We start from the raw sequence: 18,552 nt of genomic DNA on the forward strand, positions 1-18,552 counted from the left end.
CGTCGATCCCGCTTTCCGGGACCGACGCGCCTAATGTTCTTCGTGTGTGGCGAGCAGAGAGCGGTGCTGTGCGCGGCGAGAATCCCGGGCAGGTGTCCGCGGTGACCCCGGCGGACGTGACGCTCTCCGACCCGGAGGTGCTCGTGATGCACGCAGCCGTCCCCGAGCGCAAGCGCCTGCGGGAGGAGGCGGCGCAGCTGGGCGGGCCGTCGACCCTGTTGCACTACCGCGATGAGGGCGACGCCGGCATCGACATCACGAAGGCCCACCCCGGCAGCCTGCCGCAGTTCATCACCGGGCGTCCGACGCTCCTGTCCAACATGTTCCGCGACGAGGTAGCGCTTCGCACAGCGCGCCTGGCCGCCGAGCGGATCACCTCGAAGGACGTCGAGCTGCGCACCGCCCGGGGCCTCGACACCGTGCACCTGGCGATCGGGATGGCTTCGTGGCGGATGGGCGGGGTCAGCTGCATGGCCCCGGTCCTGCTGCGACCGCTGACGATCCGCCGTCACCATGCCGACTTCGATCTCCGCCTCCACGGGCAGTTCGTCGTCAACCGCGAACTCGTCACCGCCGCGCGCCTGCACTTCGGGATCGACCTCCACGGCGGAGCGCTCGCCGAGCTCGCCTACGACGGCGGCGTCTTCCAGCCGCAGCCGGTGATCGACCGCCTCCGTGCGCTCACCGCGCACATCCCCTCATTCACCGTCCTGCCGCGCCTGATCGTCTCGACCTTCGCCGACGTCGCCTCCGACATGGAACGGGATGCCGTCGACCTCGACCATCCCGTGCTCAACGCGCTCGCCGGTCACCCCGCCGACCGGGAGCGGGTCTCGTTCGTGCGCCCGCAGCCCGACGCCGTCGGTCCCGACGACCGCACCCCGGCGTCGGACCGTCTGCTGCTCGACGCCGACGCCGAGCAGGAAGCCGTCCTCGCGCGGATCACCGAGGGGCAGTCGCTCGCGGTGCACACCCTGCCGGGGACCGGGGGCACCCAGACCGTCATCAACGCCGTCGGCGAACTGGTCCGCTCGGGCAAGCGCGTGCTCGTGGTGAGCGCGCGACGTTCGACACTCGACGGCGTCCGCCACCGCCTCGCGGGGATCGGCCTGCCCGGCCTCGCCGTCTCGCCCTCGAGGCTGCACCGCGACCTCATCCGGGCGATCGCGCGCAACGAGAAGGCCGAGGCGCCCAAGGTCGCCGAGGTCGACGACGCGCTCGTGCGCCTGCGCACGGTCCTGCGCGACTACCGCTCGGCGCTCACGCAGCGCCACGCGAACGTGGGGATCTCGCCCCTCGAGGCGCTTCGCGAACTCACCCGCATCGCCGAGCACGAGCCGCAGCCGACGGCGACGACGCGCTTCGACCTCGCCACGGTGCAGCGGCTCGCGACCCGACGGGTCGAGGCCGCGGACGCGCTCGCCGCCTCTGCGCGCCTGGGCGAATTCCGCATCGGACCGGACGACTCGCCCTGGTACGGCGTCGTCTTCTCGACGACCGACGAGGCGCGCGCCGCGCACGCCCTCGCCGGCCGCCTCCACCGCACCGAGGTGCCGGGGCTCTTCGAACGCGGGTACGAGCTCATCGGGCAGACGCGGATGCGCCCCTTCGCCACCGTCGCCGAGATGGGCGCGTACGTCCGCCTGCTGCAGGGCATCCGCGCCTCGCTCGACCGGTTCAGCCCCACGGTGTTCGAGCGCCCGCTCACCGACCTCATCGCGGCGCACTCGTCGCGGCGCGACTCCGCGGCCATGACCAGCGCGAACCGCCGACGGCTGCGTCGCCTGTCGAAGGAGTACGTCCGCCCCGGCATGCACGTGACCGACATGCACGAGGCGCTCGTGAACGTGCAGAGCCAGCGGACGGAGTGGCAGCGCCTCGTCGAAGCCGGCGTCACCCCCGAGATCCCCATCGGACTCGACGACGTCGCCGCCGCCTGGCAGCGCGCGAACGCCGATCTCTCCGAGCTCGACCGCGCGCTCGGACGCACGGAGCCCCTCGCGTCGCTCCCGATCCCGCAGCTCCTGCGCACGCTCGCGGGTCTTGCCGCGGCATCCGACGTCTTCGACAACCTCGTCGAGCGTGCGTCGCTGCGCAGCGAGCTCGCCCAGCTCGGCCTCGAGCCGCTGCTGACAGAGCTGTCGACCCGACACGTCCCCGAATCCGACGTCAAGATCGAGTTCGAGTACGCGTGGTGGCGGTCGGCCCTCGAGGCGATGCTGCGCTCCGACCGCGCCCTGCTCGGCGCGAACACGACCATCCTCGACCGACTCGAGCGCGATTTCCGCCTCGTCGACGAAGCGCACGCGGCGTCGGCGGGGCCCCTGCTCGCATCGGAGCTCGCGAAGCGGTGGCGCATCGCGATCGTCGACGAACCGCGTGAGGCCGCGGCGCTCAAGTCCGCCCTGCGCGCCGGCACCGCCTCGGCCGAGGAGCTCGTCGCCTCGGCGCCGACGCTGCTGCGCGTGCTGGCCCCGGTGTGGCTCGCGTCGCCCTACGAGGTGCCTCACATCCCCGACCACCCCGAGTTCGACGTCGTCGTGGTCGCGGATGCCGCGGCGCTCTGCCTCGCCGAGGCGACGCCCGCGCTGCGCCGCGCGCGGCAGGTCGTGCTCGTCGGCGACCCGGTGACGCAGAAGCCCACGCCGTTCCGACTGTGGTCGGGTCGCGGCCCGGACGAGGAGGAACCGGCCCTCCCGTTCGATGAGACGAGCCTCTTCGAGCGCCTCAGCGAACTCATCCCCGTCGAGACGCTCACCCGCAGCTATCGCGCCGGCGGCGAGGACCTGGCCGAGCTCGTGAACGACGCCTTCTACGGCGGCGCCATCTCGTCGCTGCCCTGGGCGGGCTCGTACCTCGGACGCGGCAGCCTGAGCGTCGACTACGTCGAGGGCGGCATGGGCGCACCCGATCCCGACACGGGCGCCGTCGAGAGTCCCGACGCCGAGGTGGCTCGGGTCGTGACGCTCGTCGTCGAGCACGCCATCAACCGACCCGCCGAATCGCTCATGGTCGTGACCGCCTCGACCCGGCATGCCGAGCGGATCCGCGCCGCGGTCGCAGCCGCGTTCGCCGGTCGTTCGGACGTCGCCGACTTCGTGGGTCGCGAGACCGCGGAGCCCTTCGCCGTCCTCGGACTCGAGGAATCCGTCGCCGAGAGCCGCGACCGTGTGATCTTCTCGCTCGGGTTCGGTCTGACCCGTCACGGCAGGGTGCTGAGCGACTTCGGCGACCTGTCGACCCCCGACGGCGAACGACTGCTGACGGTCGGCATGACCCGAGCGCGCCGATCCATGGTGATCGTCTCGTCCATCCGTCCGTCGGCGTTCGACGAGGGACGACTCACGCACGGTGCGGCGACGCTCATGTCGATCCTGGGTCGCATCGCCGCGCGCGGGCGCGATGCGCGACTCGAGGACCTCGCCGACCCGCTGACACTCGTGCTCGCCCAGCACCTGCGGAGCCTCGGCGTCTCGGTCGACGTGCACTACCGCGGCGGCCAACTGCCCCTCGTGGCGCAGTACAAGGGCAAGGCCGTCGTCGCCGACCTCGACCCCGAGAGCGGGCACGAGAGTCTCCGCGAGACCCTCCGCCGCCGGCCGCAGCTGCTGCGGCGCCTCGGCTGGCACTACGCCCGCGTCCACGCGTTCGACGTCTACAACGACCCCGCCGGTGTCGCATCGCGGATCGCGGGGATCATCGGCATCCAGCCCGAGACGCCATCCGCCCACGGGTCGACGCAGCCCATCGATGTCGACTGAGCGTCAGCGCATCGAGCGCGTGCCCGGGTCGCGGCGGGCGCGCCTGACGCCCGTCCCCGGGACGGATCCGTCCCCGGAGACGGCGAATGGGCCGGACGCGGGGGAGGCCCCGGCATCCGGCCCGAACGACGATCGCCTGCGGAACGACGTCCCGCCGCACTACTGACCCGCGTCAGATGGACGGCGACGGCGGCGTCGTGGGCGACGGCGTGTTCGTCGGGCGCTGGCTCTCGAGGAGGTCGCGGATCTGGACCAGCAGCTCCGCCTCGGTCGGGAGCTTCGCCTCGGGCTCTTCGGCCACGCCCGCGCGTGCAGCCTGGCGTTCCTTCCATTTGTTCATCGGCATGACGAATGCGAAGTAGACGACCAGTGCGACCGCGAAGAAGCTGATGATCGCGGTGAGCAGACCGCTCAGCGGGAAGGTGACCTCCTGGCCGTAGATGCCGGTCAACGTCGGTCCGGACTCGCCGTTTTCGTTCGGGATGTAGAACAGGCCGATCAGCGGAGTGATGAGGCTGTCGACGATCGCGGTGACGATCGCCGTGAACGCGCCGCCGATGACGACCGCGACCGCGAGGTCGATGACGTTGCCCCGCATGATGAAGTCTTTGAAGCCCTGGATCACGGCTGCTCCTTCCTCTGCCGGCACGCGGCCGGACGCTATCCCGCGGAGGCGGGCGAAGCGGACGCTTCGGATTTCTTCGATGATGTCGAAGAACCCGAGCTCTCGCCAGAGGAGGAGCCACCGCTGGTGCCGCGTGAATCCGTGCGGTAGAAGCCGGAGCCGTTGAACGTCACACCGATCGAGCCATACTGCTTGCGGATCGCACCGCCGCATTCGGGGCACTCGGTGAGCGCGGCGTCGGAGAAGGACTGGACGGCGTCGAAACGGTGGCCGCACTGCGTGCAGGCATAGGCGTAGGTGGGCATGGGACCTCGATGGATCAGCGAGCGGGAAGGGTGAGCGTGCGGGTGGGGGTCACGACCCCCGAGACGGGCTGATCGTGCAGGTCGCGCGGGACCTCGTCGAGCAGTTCGGAGTCGAAGATGACGGCGTAGACCGGGGGGCACTTCTCCATCGACCCGATCGTCTTGTCGAAGTAACCGCGGCCCCAGCCCAACCGCATCCCGGTCCGGTCGACGGCGGCGGCGGGGATGACGAGCAGGTCGACGTCGTTCACCGCGACGGGGCTCAACAGCTCGCCGACGGGCTCGGGGAGTCCGAACATCCCCTCCGCGGTGAGGCCCTCGTCCTCGGCGACCGCCCAGTCGAGCAGCCCGTCCGCACGTGTGACCGGCAGAAGGACCCGGATGCCGCGCGCCACCGCGGCGGCGATGAACTCCCGCGTGCCGGGCTCGGTCGTCGTCGACAGGAAGCAGGACATCGAGCGCACGGCGTGCTCATGCACCAGCCGGTCGAGCTGCGCCTGCACGCCGGCAGCGGCCTCTTCGAGCGATGCGGCGGAACGCTGCTGTCGACGTTCGCGGAGTTCGGCGCGAAGGGCACGCTTCTCGGAGTCGAGGGTGCCGTTCATGGTCCGATTGTAAAGGGACGCGGCCACCCGGCCGGTCGCGTCATCTGCAGGACACGCGTCATCGGTATGGTGAGCATCATGTCTCAGCGCATCAAGGCCGTCATCCCTGCCGCGGGTCTCGGGACCCGCTTCCTCCCCGCCACCAAAGCCATGCCGAAGGAAATGCTGCCGGTCGTCGACAAGCCGGCGATCCAGTACGTCGTGGAAGAGGCGGTCTCGGCCGGCATCGACGACGTCCTCATCATCCTGGGGCGCAACAAGAACAACATCTCGAACCACTTCGACTCGGTCCCCGAGCTCGAGACGAACCTCGCCAAGAAGGGCGACCACGAGAAGCTCAAGCGGGTGCAGGACTCGTCGGACATGGCCGACATCCACTTCGTCCGCCAGGGCGAGCCGAAGGGCCTCGGCCACGCCGTGCTCCGTGCCCGCTCGCACGTCGGCGACAGCACCTTCGCGGTCCTCCTCGGCGACGACCTGATCGACGCGCGCGACGTCCTGCTCGAGAAGATGCTCGAGCAGAACCAGAGCACGGGCCTGACCGTGATCGCGCTCATGGAGGTCTCCCCGGACCAGATCCACATGTACGGGGCGGCCGCGGTCGAGGCGACCGATGACCCGGACGTCGTCAAGGTCACGGGCCTCGTCGAGAAGCCGAAGAAGGAGGATGCGCCCTCCAACTACGCCGTCATCGGTCGCTACGTCCTCACCCCGGGCGTCTTCGACATCCTCGAGCGCACCGAACCGGGCAAGGGCGGCGAGATCCAGCTGACGGACGCGCTGCAGGAGCTCTCCTCGACCGAGGGCGTGCTCGGCGTGGTGTTCCGGGGCCGTCGCTACGACACCGGTGACCGCGCGGACTACATCAAGGCGATCGTCCAGCTCGCCGTCGACCGCGACGACCTCGGCACCGAGCTCCGGCCCTGGCTGAAGGACTTCGCATCCGGCCTGTGAGCCCGGTGACGCGCTGATGGGCATGGACGGGACGATCGTGCGGGCGCACGGTCCGGTCTCGATCCGGCTCGTGCGCCCGCGCGACGCGAAGGCACTCCAGACGGAGCTGATGGACAACCGGGGTTGGCTGCGGCGCTGGGAGGCGACCAGCCCCGACGGCCCGGTGTCGATGGACATGCGCAGCGGTGTGCGCAGGCTCCTGCAGCAGTACCGCGACGGCACCGGTGTGCCCTTCGTCATGGAGTACGACGGCGAGGTCGCCGGCCAGCTGAACGTGTGGGGGATCGCCCGCGGGTCGCTCGCCTCGGCGACGATCGGCTACTGGGTGAGCGAACGCTTCGCGGGCCGGGGCATCACGCCGACATCGGTGGCCATGGCGACGGACGTGTGCTTCGAGGAGCTGCGGCTGCACCGGATGGAGATCTGCATCCGGCCGGAGAACACGAAGAGTCTGCGCGTGGTCGAGAAGCTCGGGTTCCGTTACGAGGGCCTGCGTCGGCGCTACATCCACATCGACGGGGACTGGCGCGACCACTACGCCTTCGCGCTCGTCCGCGAAGACGTGCCCGAGGGCGTGCTGAACCGCTGGACCGGCGGTCGCGTGCCGCCGGACGCGGCATCCATCCCTCCCGCCGACCGTCGCGACGGCTGAGGCGACGGCGGAACCCCTCACCTTCAACAAGAACGTCAGACACGCCCCGAGGATGCGGTGACATGCCGCGTCGGGAACGTACCGTTGGCGCATGGGTGAGCAGGTCATGGGCGGCGGTGTGGTCGTCCTCGTCGCCGTGGTCTTGTGGTTGGTCTACCTCTTGCCGTCCTGGTACGGGCGTCATCAGTACCAGGCCGCCGAGCGCAACGCCGTGCGGCTCAACCAGGCGCTGCGCGTGCTGGCGCAGACGAGCGAGACTCCGACCGAGGTGCGCCTCGAGCTGACCGCCCGGACCGCCCTCGCCCAGCAGAAGCTCGCCCGCCGCGCGCAGGCCGAGCAGGAGAGCGTCGAACTCGAGACCGCCCGCGCCGAACTGGCCGCCGCGAAGGCTCGCGCCGCGCTGGATCGCGATCTCGCCAAGGCCGAGCGCCGCCGGGCGGTCGCCGACGCCGAGGCCGCCCGCGAGAAGGCACGTGCCGAGGCTGCCGCGGCGCGCGAGCAGCTGCTCGCCGAGGCGGATGCGGCGCGGAACGCGCCCGCCGTCCGACGCGCCCGCGCCCGTCGCCGTCTGCGCCTGACCGCGACGACGTTCGTCGCCGCCTCCCTCGCAGGGCTCGGCTGGGGCGTCTTCCTGACCATCAGCGGAGCGGGCGCCACGATCGCCCTCCTCGCCGCCTCGGTGTTCCTCGTCGGCGTGACCGTGCTCGGCCGCATCAACGCGGTCGCCCGCCGCGCGGCATCCCGGTCCGTCGCGCTACCGGTGGAGCGGGTCGCTGGGGATCTGCAGGACGTCGCGCTCGACTCCGACCGCGCCGAGTGGACCCCGCGGTCGCTCCCGCGGCCCCTCACCGCGTCGACCGGCTCTCGGGCCGCCGCCGTCCTCGATGCGTCCGAGGCCCAGGATGCGCTGCGGCGAGCCGCTGTCGACGAGGCGCTGCGCGAGCGCGCAGCGCAGGCCGCACCGCCCTCGATCGACACCGCACGACGCGTGCGCGAGCAGGAGGTCGCCTTCGCCGGACCCGCCGACGACGAGCGCATCGAAGCCCACGTCCGCGACCTCCTGGCCCGTCGCGCGTCGGGCGCATGAGTCGCCGCGCGTTCGGGCCGACCGCGCGAGCGTGATAATGTTGAGGCTCTTGGGCCTGTGGCGCAGTTGGTAGCGCGCTTCGTTCGCAATGAAGAGGTCAGGGGTTCGAATCCCCTCAGGTCCACCACCGAAAAGCCCCCGCTGAGCGGGGGCTTTTCTGCGGCGTGGGGCCTGCTCAGACGCCCGCAGGCTGGCGGCGTCCTGCGGCGAGCCGTTCGGCGGCGTACGCCTCGGCCGCGTCCAGCGGCGTGACGCCGCGCTCGGCGGCGTCGTCGAAGAGGCGGCGCAGCGTGTCGCCGATGCCGTCGATGCGCGAGGCGATCTCGGCCTTGTGGCCGGGGTGCTTCGCCTCGACGTCGAGGTAGATCACGCCGCCGGCGTTCGCGACGAAGTCGGGTGCGTAGAGGATGCCGCGCCCCGCCAGGCGTTCCGCGCCCGAGCGGTCGGCGAGCGGGTTGTTGGCGGGTCCGCAGACCGACAGCGCCGCGAGTGAGTCGATGACCTGGTCGTCGAGGACGCCGCCGATCCCTGCCGGGACGAACACGTCGGCCGGGATGACGTGCTCGGTGCCGGGCTCGACCCAGGTTGCGCCGAGCTCCGCGGCCACCGACATCTTCGCGGGGTTGACGTCGGTGACGGTGAGTCTCGCGCCCTCTCCCGAGAGGCGGACGGCGAGACGGCTGCCCACCTGACCGAGGCCCGAGATCGTGATGCGGCGGCCGGCGATCTCGGAGGACCCCGTCACCCGCTCGAGCGTCGCGCGGATCGCGGCGTACACGCCGCGGCTCGTGGGGCCGGCCGGCTCACCCGAGCCGCCGACGGAGTCGGGGAGGCCCACGACGTGCGACGTGCGCTCGCTGACGACGAGCATGTCCTCGGTCGTCGAGCCGACGTCCTCCGCGGTGCGGTAGGACCCTCCGAACGACTCGACCGCGTCGCCGAGGTCGAGGAACGCGGCCCGGCGCCGGTCGGCGTCGAGGGTGTCGTCGAGGCCCAGCGCGATGACCGACTTGCCGCCCCCGGCATCCAGTCCGGCCGTCGCGTTCTTCAGCGTCATGGCCGCGGACAGCCGCAGCGCGTCGCCCATCCCGTCGGACCAGTGCGGATAGCGCCACAGGCGCGCGCCGCCGAGGGCGGAGCCGAGGGCCGAGGAGTGCAGGGCGACGGTGACGATCAGACCGCTGCGGCGACCCGTCATCACCTCCACGCGCTCGTGGGCGAAATCGGGCAGGGGCAGGGTGTGCGACATTGCAGTCCTTCTCGGCGGGCCTTGTGGGCGCTGCGGAACGGATGCCGCCGATCTGCGGCATCCGTCATCATTCTGCCTCGCATTACGCTCGACGCCTAGGCTGTGCACCATGCAGATCGAGCGGTATTCCCACGGCCACCACGAGAGCGTCCTCCGCGCGCACACCTGGCGGACGGCGGAGAACTCGGTCGCGTACCTGCTGCCGCATCTGCGGCCCGGAGCGTCGCTCCTCGACATCGGCTGCGGCCCCGGCACGATCACCGTCGACCTCGCCCGGCGGCTCGCGCCCGGCCAGGTCCTCGGGGTGGACGCCTCCGAGGAGGTCATCGCCCAGGCCCGCGCCCACGCCGTGGCCGAGGGTGTCACGAACGTGTCGTTCAGGGCCGCGAACGCCTACGACCTGGATGCCGCGGACGATTCGTTCGACATCGTGCACACGCATCAGCTGCTGCAGCACCTCGCGAAGCCGGTGGACGCGCTGCGGGAGTTCCGGCGGGTCGCGGGGCCGGACGGTCTCGTCGCGGCACGCGAGGTCGATTACGCCGGCATCATCATCCACCCGCACATCCCGGCACTCGACGACTGGCTCGACCTGCTCCTGCGCATGGGCCGTAACAATGGCGGCGAACCGGCCGCGGGGCGCCGTCTCAAGACGTGGGCTCGCGAGGCCGGTTTCGCCGACGTCACCGTGAGCGCATCGACCTGGCTGTTCGAGTCCGATGAGCAGCGAGCCTGGTGGGGCGGGTCCTGGGCCGACCGCGCGCTCCACTCCAGCTATGCCGAGCACGCGCTCGAGCAGGGGATCGCCGACCGCGCGGATCTCGAGCGGATCGCCGAGGGATGGCGGGAGTGGGCGGCGTCGTCCGACGGCTGGCTGCTGATGCCGCACGGCGAGATCCTGGCGCGGGGCTGACGGTGGCGGAGGGTCTGAGCCCGCGCAGCCGGCTCGTCCACGACGCGATGCGGGCGGCCGGCATCCCCGGCGAGATCGTCGTGCTGCCTGATGCCGCCTCGACCGCGATCCTCGCGGCCGAGGCGCTGGGCGTCGAGGTGGGTGCGATCGCCAACAGCCTGGTGTTCCAGTGCGACGGCGCGCCGCTGCTCGTGATGACCAGCGGCGCGCATCGCGTCGACACCACAGCGCTCGCAGCGCGGATCGGCCGCGGCAGGATCGGCCGCGCGACGCCCCAACAGGTGCGCGCGGCGACCGGGCAGGCCATCGGCGGGGTGGCGCCGACCGGGCACCCCGCGCCGCTCGAGACGCTCATCGACGAGGACCTCGCCCGCTACCCGCAGATCTGGGCCGCCGGCGGGACGCCGCACACGGTCTTCCCGATGACCTTCGACGAGCTCGTGCGGCTCACGGGCGGCCGCGTCGTCTCGGTCGCCTGACACCGGCGCGCGCGTACTCCTCGGATAGCATGCGCCGGCGGCCCGAATCGGCGCTCGGTGGCGGCTGCGCGCGCGGATCTGAGGAGTTGCCGCGCGCGCTCAGGTGTGGATGAGCTCGCGCCAGTTCAGCGGCACGCGACCGCGGGGCCCGGGGGAGGGCTGGTCGGCGGGGTGACTCGTCGGCTCGGCGAGTTCGGGGCCCTCGAACATCGCCTCGTCGGCGTAGTCCCAGTACCAGTCCTCGCCGGGCTCGAAGCTCTGCACGAGTCGATGCCCGGTCTCGCGGAAGTGCGCGGTGGCGTGCTGCCCGGGCGACGTGTCGCAGCATCCGATGTTGCCGCACGACGCGCACCGGCGCAGGTGCACCCAGAAGCCGTCCTGCTCGTCGCAGGCGCGGCATCCGTTGCCCGAGGGGGCCGCGTTGGTGTCGATGTCTGAGCTCATGACGTCCTTCCGTGTCAGTAGGCGAGGGCCCGGTGGACCGAGGCGACCGCGCTCGAGCCCTCGCCGACGGCGGCGGCGACCCGTTTCATCGACCCGCGCCGCACGTCGCCCGCCGCGAACACCCGCGGCGCCGATGTCTCGAACGGCAGCGGCTCCCGGCCGAGATCCCGCCACTGCGTGATCGACTGCACCGCGACGTCGGCGCCGGTGCGGATGAAGCCGTCCGCATCCCGGTCGAGCGTCGGCAGCCACGAGGTCGCCGGATCCGCGCCGATGAAACAGAAGAGTCCGCGTGCGTCGACCGCTCCCGCCGAGTCGATCGTGACGGACTCGAGCGTGCCGTTGCCGTCGAGACCCGTGATCTGGGATGCCGTGTGCACCCGCACCCGCGGATCCTCGGCGAGCCTGTCGGCCAGGTAGCTCGACATGCGCGTGCGCAAATCGCGCCCCCGGACCACGAGATGGACGGGGGAGCCGTGCGCGGCGAGGTAGAGCGCAGCCTGCCCCGCGGAGTTCGCGCCGCCGACCACGACCACCGGCTTGCTCTGCACCTGTCGCAGCTCGAGCGGTGTCGCGGCGTAGTACACGCCGGAGCGCTCGAAGTCCTCCCAGCGGTCGAGCTGCAGCCGGCGGTACGCGGCACCCGAGGTGACGATCGCGCTGCGTGCGCGGATGATGCGACCGTCGGCGAGCGTCACATCCAGCAGGTCGCTGCCGACCTGGGTGAGCGCGGTCGCCTCGCAGGGCGCGTAGACGCGGACCCCGAACTTCAGCGCCTGCAGGACGGCCTGGCCGATAAGGTCTCCGCCGCTCACGCCGAACGGGAAGCCGAGGAAGTTCTCGATGCGAGAGGTCGACGCCGCCTGGCCGCCCGGCGCGACCGCGTCGAGGAGGACGGTGCTCAGTCCCTCGGAGGCGCCGTAGATCGCGGCCGCGAGACCCGCGGGACCGCCGCCGACGACGACGAGGTCGACGATGGCGTCCGCGTCGGCCTCGTAGCTGAGCCCGAGGCGTTCGGCGACCATCCCCGGTGTCGCGTTGCGGATCGGTTCTCCCTGGATGTACGCGACGGGGAGGTCGTCGGCGGTGACCTCGTGGGCGTCGAGCGTGGCGAGGTCCTCGGCCGGCAGGGCGACGGCCTTGTGGACGAGGTCGAGCCGCTCGGCGAACCGGCGGAGCGAGAGGAAGTCGTTCGATGTGGTCGTCCCGACGAACTTGAGCGTCATCGCTGCCGGACCCTTCCGCAGCGACTCGCGCCGGGCCCACAGGGCGTGGAGGATCAGGTCGCAGAGCTCGTCGTCCTCACTCATGATCTCTCGCAGGGCGGCACGCGAGAGGCGGTGCACGCGTCCCGGCTTCGTGACGCGCGCGGACAGGAACGCGCTCTGGCCGTTCAGGATGCCGAGCTCTCCGGCGAAGCGCCCGGGGCCGACGGTCGTGATGACCGCCTCACCGACCCAGCGCAGGGCGTCGCGGACGATCTCGACTTCGCCGGTCTCGACGAAGATCAGGTCGTAGCCGGCGTCGCCGGTGCGGAAGACGTAGTCGCCGACCTCGACGTCCTGGGCCACCGCGGCGGCCATCAGCCGCTGCGAGTGCTCGTCCGTGAGATCCGGCGTCATCATCGCGTCGATCGCCGTGGGAGCGTTCTCGTCCGTCATGCGGCCCAACCTACCGACCCGCGGGTGCGACCGGGGCGTCGGAATCGGACTGCAGCGCGCGGATGAGGGACTGCGCGTCGTAGGGACCGGTGTGGCGACGTCCGTTCACGAAGAACGTCGGCACCGAGTGGATGTTCATCGCCTCGGCGTCGAACATGTCGTCGCGCACGCGGCTCGCGACCTCGGGCGACGTGAGGTCGCGCTCGAACCGCGCCACATCGAGCCCCAGCGTGCCCGCGAGGCGGACGATGTCCGACGGCAGCTGGTTGTCCTGATCGGCGAACAGCCCGCGCTCGAACTCGAAGAACTTTCCCTGACGCGCCGCCGCCTCGGACGCCTCGGCGCCGGCGAGTGCGTTCGGATGCTGCTGCGTGAGGGGCGCGTGCCGCCAGACGTACCGCAGGTTCGGCCCGAGCTCGGCCATCACCTCCTGGATCGACCCGGACGCCTTCAGGCAGAAGCCGCACTGGAAGTCGCCGTACTCGACGATCTCGAACGGCGCGTCGGCCGGCCCGTAGACGTGGTCGCGGCGCGGGTCGACGGGCCGCACGAGGGTCTGGCCCACCTCCTCCTCGGGGTGGCGCGCGTCCGAGATGCGGAACAGGAGCGCGCCGAGGGCGAGCGCGATGACGGATGCCGCGAGCACCCCCACGCGCGCCTCGTTCTGCGCGTCGGGGTCGTCGATCGCGAGGTCGATGATGAACAGCGAGATTGTGAAGCCGATGCCCGCGAGCGCCGCGCCGCCGCCGATCCGGTCGAGCGAGAGGCCCGGGCCGAAGTCGCCGATGCGGAGCGCTTTGAGGATCGCCGTGGACCCCCAGATGCCGATGAGCTTGCCGGCGACGAGGCCGACGACGATGCCCCAGGTGAGCGGTGACATCGCGGCCGCCGCGAGGATTTCCGGGCTCAGCGTCACGCCGGCGTTGGCCAGGGCGAACAGCGGCAGGATGACGTAGGCGACGTAGGGCGCGTACGCCGTCTGCAGCCGCTCGTTGATCGAGATCGACTCCCGCAGGCTGTTCGCCGCGGCGCGTGCATACTCGGTGCTCGGCGACTGGCGGAAGGTGCGGGCGAGCTCGAGCGCGTGCTCCACGTCTCGGCGATCGGGCCGGTAGACCGGGACGAGGAGGGCGATCGCGACACCCGCGAGCGTCGGGTGGACGCCCGACGCGAGGAACGCCAGCCAGACGATGATCGCGAGGGTCGCGTAGATCGGGCCTCGGCCGCCGCGCAGGTAGCGGACGAGGTAGATGCCGACCAGACCCGCCGCGGCGACGAGGAGCGGCATCGGCGTGAAGGTGTCGGTGTAGACGAGCGCGATGATGCTCAGCGCCCCGATGTCGTCGACCACCGCGAGGGCGAGCAGGAACACCCGCAGGCGACCGGAGCCGCGCGGGCCGATGAGGGCGAGGGCTCCGACGAGGAACGCGGTGTCGGTCGAGATCACGACGCCCCAGGCATCCGCGTTCCCGGAGGGCCCGGCGATGAGGACGAACAGCAGCGCGGGGAGGGCGAGACCGGCGACGGCGGCGACGACCGGGACCACGGCGCGCGACCAGCTGGTCAACTCGCCGATCGCGAACTCGCGGCGCACCTCGAGACCGACGGTGAAGAAGAAGATCGCCATCAGCGCGTCGTTGACGAGGGCGTGCAGGGTGAAATCGAGCTGAAGGTCGCCGAGCCCGATCGTCATGTGCGTCTCCCAGAACCCGTGATAGGTCCCCGACGAGACGTTCGCCCAGACGATGGCGGCAGCCGTCGCGATCAGGAGGAGCAGCGCCCCCAGACGGGTGCGTCCCATCCGTCCGATCTGGTCCGCGATCGAGGCGAGTTTCCGCGGCATGCATCCTCCGAGGGGGTCGAGTCGGATGCCAGTCTCCACCCCCGCGCCGGATCTGTCAGCGGATGTGCGTGACGATCTCGTGACAGACGACCGCGGCGGCCGCCGACCACGCCTGCGGCCGGCAGGCCGCGGGATAGGGGGCCGGCACGGCGACGTCGCCGGCGGCGTCGCCGGCGTGGAGCTCCGGCATGCGATAGGCGAACGCCTCCGCGGCTGCCAGCATTCCGTCCACGAGCACACCCGCGTGCCGATCGAGACCGGCGTGCGCCATGCCGCGGGCGACGATCGCCGTGTCGTGCGCCCAGACGCTGCCGCCGTGATAACTGAGCGGCCAGTAGCCACCGGCATCCGTCGACATCGTCCGAAGACCGAAGCCCGACGACATCGACGGCGAGACGAGCAGGTCTGCGACGGCGAGCTCCTCGTCCGGATCGAGGATGCCGGTGCCCAGCAGGTGTCCGGCGTTGGAGGTCAGCGTGTCGACCGCGCGACCATCGCGGTCGAGCGCGATCGCCGGGTACCGGCCCTCGGGCGTCTCGACCCAGAACCGGTCGCGGAAGCGCGTGCGGAGCTCCGCCGCCCAGGCGCGCAGGCGCTCGGCGCCCTCCTCCTCGAGCGCGTCGAGGAGGTCGGCGGCTCGGACGGCCGCCTCGTAGGCGTAGCCCTGCACCTCCGAGAGGGCGATCGGACCGTCGGCGAGGGTGCCGTCGCGCCACTGGATCGAGTCGCCGGAGTCCTTCCAGCCCTGATTCGACAGGCCGTGCCCGGTCTCGTCGACGTAGTCGAGGAAGCCGTCGGCGTTCGCCGACGACATCACCCAGTCGAGGGCGTCGTGCATGGTCGGGAGGAGGTCGCGCACCTCGGCCTCCGGCATCCCGGCGGCGTGCGCCTCGGCGAGGAGGGTCACCCAGAGGGGCGTCGCGTCGACCGTGCCGTAGTAGAGGGGCGGCAGGGTGATGCCCTCGCCGGGCATCGTGAACGTGCCCGCGCGCAGCTCGTGGGCGATCTTGCCGGGCTGCTCGGCGGTCGCGGGGTCGGTGCCGGCGCCCTGCAGGCGGCCGAGGACGCGGAGGGTGGATGCCGCCATGCCCGGGTCGACGGGGAGGAACAGGCGCGCCGCCCACAGCGAGTCGCGGCCGAAGAGCGTGAAGAACCACGGTGCTCCGGCGGCGAAGAACTCATCGGGGTTCTCGGGCAGCCGCAAGCGCAGCGCGTCGAGGTCGTCGAGGGCCTGCCGCAGCCAGCGTCGCAGCCGCGGATCGGTCGTCTCGGGTGCGCTCGCGGCCCAGGACACGGGTCGCTCGGTGCCGCGGACGACGAGCGTCGGGTCGTCGAGCTCGACCTGCCACGAGACCGTCGCCGTCGCTCTCGGGGGGCACTCCAGCCGCCACGTGAGGACGATGTCGCCGCTCGATGCCGCGATCTCCGCGCGCGGCGCCGAGAGGTGCATCGACGCCGTCCCGGCGGTGACGGTGACGGCGTCTCCGACGACGGTCCGCTCGGTCGACGCCGGCGCGGGAAGGCCGGACTTGACCTCCTGCATCGGGGTCGCGTCGGGGGTGACGGCGACCTCCAGCACGACGGAGGTCGGCTCGGTCAGGTGCGAGCGCACCGTCAGCTCCTCGACGACTCGGCCGTCGAGCACGATCCGGCGACGCGTGAGGCGCACCTTGGGGTCGGGCGTGTCGTCGTCCACCCGCCGCAGGACGGCCTCGAACCGCACCTCCGACGCCGAGGCGGCCGAGCGCGACACCCACTCGGGGTCGTGCGTCGCGGCATCCGCTCCGTAACGGATGCGGGTCGCGCGGACGAACCGGGTGTCGCCGTGGAAAACGCCGTCGATCGCACCGTCGCCCAGCTCGCCGTCGTCGCGGGACCACACCTGGGTGGGGGCGCGGAGCGCCACGACGGCGTCGGACAGGAAGGGCTGGAGGCCTGCGGTCATCCCTTGACTGCTCCTTCGGAGGTGTTCATGATGCGCTTCTGGAAGATGAAGAACACGACGGCGACGGGGATCGTCATGAGCGCCGCCGCGGCGAGCTTGAGCGGATACTGCGTGCCCTGACTCAGTTGACCGGACGCCAGGCTCGCCACGCCTTTCGTCAGCGTCGTGAGTTCGGGGGATTGGGTCGAGACGATGAAGTGGGTGAGTTCGTTCCAGGAGCCCTGAAACGACAGGATCACGATCGTGATGAGGGCGGGGCGCGCCATCGGCAGGACCACCGACCAGAACACGCGGAAGGTGCTCGCACCGTCGATGCGCGCCTGCTCCTCGACGGACGGCGGGATCGACTCGAAGAAGTTCTTCATGATGAACACGCCCGCGGCGTCGACGAGCAGTGGCAGCACCATGCCCGCGTAGGAGTCGTACATGCCGAGCTGGTTGAGGACCAGGAACCGGGGGATGAGCAGGACGACCGCGGGCACCGCCATCACGGCGACGACCAGGGCGAAGATGACACCGCGCCCGCGGAAGGTCAGCCGGGCCAGCGCGTAGCCGGCGAGCGAGACGAAGAAGACGCGGCCCAAGGTGACGAGGATCGTCACGACAGCGGAGTTCGCGAACCACAACGGGAAGTCGCTGTTGAGGAAGAGGCGCTCGTACGCCGCTGTCGTGAAGGTCTGCGGCAGCAGGGAGATGGGGCTGGACGCCGCCTCCTGCTCGCTCTTGAACGAGGTCGCGACCTGCACGAGGAACGGATAGATGTACACGATCGCCAGGACAGCGAGCATCGCGTACAGGAGCACCTGTCCCGCGACGGAGGTGCGGGTGACGCGCCGCCGTCGGGGCGGAGCGTCGTCGATCGGGGTGTCGGTGAGTGTCGCGGTTCGGGCGAGCGTTCTGCTGTCGGTCACGGCTTCGCTCCCTTCGGTGTGTACGCACGGATGCGGCGTCGGGAGACGGGGCGCTCACGCAGGATCCACCGTTGGAAGAGCGTGAAGGCGATGATGATGAGGAAGAGGATGAAGGCGATCGCCGCGCCGATGCCCCAGTCCTGGTTGCTGAACGCGGACGTGTAGGACAGGTACGCGGGGGTGATGGTGGTCTTGCCGGGCTGTCCCTTCGTGCCGGTGTAGATCTGGTCGAACACCTGCCAGCAGCCGATGAGTCCGAGCGTGATCACGGTGAACAGGGTCGGGCGCAGCTGGGGCAGGGTGATCCGCCAGAAGCGCTGCCACGCGCTCGCGCCGTCCATCATCCCGGCCTCGGTGAGCTCGTATCCGACGTTCTGGAGCGCGGCGATGAACAGCAGCATGAAGGTGCCGCTGGTCGTGAACACGGCCATGAGGATGAGGGCACTCATCGCGATGGAGGGCCCGGCGAGCCAGTCCCACCCCGACAGGCCGAGGAAGCCGGGCGTCGACAAGGCTGCGGGGGCGGCGTCGACGCCGAAGACACCGAGGAACAGGTGCACGATCCCTCGCGCGTCGTTGAACCAGTTCGGGCCCTCGCCGCCGGTGATCGCAGCGATGACGGCGTTGACCGGGCCGGCCGCACTGAACAGGAACAGCCAGAGGACGGTGATGGCGACCGAACTCGTCACCGACGGGAAGTAGAAGGCGGTGCGGAAGAAGCCGCGCGCCCACATCATCCGGCGGCTGACCAGCACGGCGAGGAACAGCGACAGCGCCGTCTGCAGGGGGACGACGAGGACCACGTACCAGGCGTTGTTCCGCAGCGCCGTGCCGAAGTCCCGGCTCCGGAGCCCTTGGCCGGAGGTGAGCTCGGCGTAGTTGTCGAGCCCGACGAAGCCCACGGTGGGGGAGAGCGGACTGCCGCGCCCGCTCCAGTCCGAGAAGCTCACCCACAGCGCCATCAGCACGGGGAGGAAGAGGAACACCCCGAGGATCACGACCACGGGGAGGACGAAGAGCCAGCCGGCGGTCCCCTCGCCGCGACGGATGCCGCTGGTGCGGCGGTCGCGGCGAGGGGACTCCAGGCCTGCCCGGTCCTTCACGACGGGCGTCGACAT

The 18,552-nt window shown here is 71.2% G+C and carries 17 protein-coding genes and 1 tRNA gene; 8 read left to right on the top strand and 10 right to left on the bottom strand.

Annotation, left to right across the window (positions count from 1 at the left end; translation table 11 throughout):
• The first annotated feature begins 146 nt into the window (after positions 1–146).
• Both KZX17_RS09625 and KZX17_RS09630 read left to right on the top strand, forming a co-directional pair.
• The gene (locus KZX17_RS09625; RefSeq protein ID WP_282443820.1) at positions 147–3,761 is read left to right on the top strand and encodes an AAA family ATPase; all 3,615 of its coding nucleotides are present in this window, start codon (positions 147–149) and stop codon (positions 3,759–3,761) included.
• On the top strand, positions 3,751–3,927 hold the full coding sequence (locus KZX17_RS09630) for a hypothetical protein (protein ID WP_248172534.1): 177 nt from the start codon (positions 3,751–3,753) through the stop codon (positions 3,925–3,927). The genes KZX17_RS09625 and KZX17_RS09630 overlap by 11 nt, the downstream gene beginning before the upstream one ends.
• A 6-nt stretch (positions 3,928–3,933) precedes the next feature.
• On the opposite strand, the gene mscL is transcribed toward KZX17_RS09630, so the two are convergent.
• From mscL to KZX17_RS09645, 3 genes are read right to left on the bottom strand one after another with little or no spacing between them, the layout of a single operon-like run.
• Positions 3,934–4,386 (bottom strand): large conductance mechanosensitive channel protein MscL, encoded by a 453-nt coding sequence (gene mscL, locus KZX17_RS09635; protein ID WP_248174781.1) that lies wholly within the window; start codon positions 4,384–4,386, stop codon positions 3,934–3,936.
• A gap of 35 nt (positions 4,387–4,421) precedes the next feature.
• Positions 4,422–4,691 (bottom strand): FmdB family zinc ribbon protein, encoded by a 270-nt coding sequence (locus KZX17_RS09640; protein ID WP_248172537.1) that lies wholly within the window; start codon positions 4,689–4,691, stop codon positions 4,422–4,424.
• Between the two features lie 14 nt (positions 4,692–4,705).
• On the bottom strand, positions 4,706–5,296 hold the full coding sequence (locus KZX17_RS09645) for a 5-formyltetrahydrofolate cyclo-ligase (protein WP_248172540.1): 591 nt from the start codon (positions 5,294–5,296) through the stop codon (positions 4,706–4,708).
• 78 nt (positions 5,297–5,374) lie between these two features.
• Between KZX17_RS09645 and galU the strand changes: the two genes are divergently transcribed.
• The 4 genes from galU (at position 5,375) to KZX17_RS09665 (ending at position 8,116) form a co-directional block, all read left to right on the top strand.
• Positions 5,375–6,250, top strand: coding sequence for a UTP--glucose-1-phosphate uridylyltransferase GalU (gene galU, locus KZX17_RS09650; protein ID WP_248172542.1), 876 nt, complete (start codon positions 5,375–5,377; stop codon positions 6,248–6,250).
• Positions 6,251–6,272: 22 nt separating this feature from the next.
• Positions 6,273–6,902, top strand: a complete 630-nt coding sequence (locus KZX17_RS09655) for a GNAT family N-acetyltransferase (protein ID WP_248172545.1) — start codon at positions 6,273–6,275, stop codon at positions 6,900–6,902.
• A gap of 91 nt (positions 6,903–6,993) precedes the next feature.
• Positions 6,994–7,989, top strand: a complete 996-nt coding sequence (locus KZX17_RS09660; RefSeq protein ID WP_248172548.1) for a large exoprotein — start codon at positions 6,994–6,996, stop codon at positions 7,987–7,989.
• 51 nt (positions 7,990–8,040) lie between these two features.
• Positions 8,041–8,116: transfer RNA gene (locus KZX17_RS09665), tRNA-Ala, on the top strand.
• 48 nt (positions 8,117–8,164) lie between these two features.
• On the opposite strand, the gene KZX17_RS09670 is transcribed toward KZX17_RS09665, so the two are convergent.
• Complete coding sequence (locus KZX17_RS09670; protein ID WP_248172551.1) at positions 8,165–9,238, bottom strand: Glu/Leu/Phe/Val dehydrogenase family protein; 1,074 nt, start codon at positions 9,236–9,238, stop codon at positions 8,165–8,167.
• A gap of 109 nt (positions 9,239–9,347) precedes the next feature.
• Here KZX17_RS09670 and KZX17_RS09675 point away from each other — a divergent pair, with 109 nt between their 5' ends.
• Both KZX17_RS09675 and KZX17_RS09680 read left to right on the top strand, forming a co-directional pair.
• Positions 9,348–10,151 (top strand): methyltransferase domain-containing protein, encoded by an 804-nt coding sequence (locus KZX17_RS09675; RefSeq protein WP_248172554.1) that lies wholly within the window; start codon positions 9,348–9,350, stop codon positions 10,149–10,151.
• Between the two features lie 2 nt (positions 10,152–10,153).
• Positions 10,154–10,630, top strand: coding sequence for a YbaK/EbsC family protein (locus KZX17_RS09680; protein ID WP_248172556.1), 477 nt, complete (start codon positions 10,154–10,156; stop codon positions 10,628–10,630).
• 99 nt (positions 10,631–10,729) lie between these two features.
• Here the strand turns inward: KZX17_RS09680 and KZX17_RS09685 are convergent, their stop codons facing one another.
• Genes KZX17_RS09685 through KZX17_RS09710 form a run of 6 tightly spaced genes read right to left on the bottom strand, consistent with a single transcriptional unit; the run spans position 10,730 to position 18,552 of the window.
• Complete coding sequence (locus KZX17_RS09685) at positions 10,730–11,074, bottom strand: UBP-type zinc finger domain-containing protein (protein WP_248172559.1); 345 nt, start codon at positions 11,072–11,074, stop codon at positions 10,730–10,732.
• A gap of 14 nt (positions 11,075–11,088) precedes the next feature.
• Positions 11,089–12,735 carry a cyclic nucleotide-binding domain-containing thioredoxin-disulfide reductase gene (locus KZX17_RS09690; protein WP_248172562.1) on the bottom strand — a complete coding sequence of 549 codons (1,647 nt, stop codon included), beginning with the start codon at positions 12,733–12,735 and terminating at the stop codon, positions 11,089–11,091.
• 10 nt (positions 12,736–12,745) lie between these two features.
• Positions 12,746–14,578 carry a Na+/H+ antiporter NhaA gene (nhaA, locus tag KZX17_RS09695; protein WP_248172565.1) on the bottom strand — a complete coding sequence of 611 codons (1,833 nt, stop codon included), beginning with the start codon at positions 14,576–14,578 and terminating at the stop codon, positions 12,746–12,748.
• 55 nt (positions 14,579–14,633) lie between these two features.
• Positions 14,634–16,523, bottom strand: coding sequence for a glycogen debranching N-terminal domain-containing protein (locus KZX17_RS09700; protein WP_248172566.1), 1,890 nt, complete (start codon positions 16,521–16,523; stop codon positions 14,634–14,636).
• Positions 16,520–17,434: a carbohydrate ABC transporter permease gene (locus KZX17_RS09705; RefSeq protein ID WP_248172568.1), complete on the bottom strand. Its 915-nt coding sequence runs from the start codon at positions 17,432–17,434 to the stop codon at positions 16,520–16,522. The genes KZX17_RS09700 and KZX17_RS09705 overlap by 4 nt, the downstream gene beginning before the upstream one ends.
• A complete protein-coding gene (locus KZX17_RS09710) occupies positions 17,431–18,552 on the bottom strand; it encodes a carbohydrate ABC transporter permease (protein WP_248172570.1) in 1,122 nt (373 codons plus the stop codon). The genes KZX17_RS09705 and KZX17_RS09710 overlap by 4 nt, the downstream gene beginning before the upstream one ends.

The sequence above is a fragment of the Microbacterium sp. EYE_78 genome, assembly GCF_023149035.1.
In the GTDB taxonomy this organism is placed as follows: domain Bacteria; phylum Actinomycetota; class Actinomycetes; order Actinomycetales; family Microbacteriaceae; genus Microbacterium.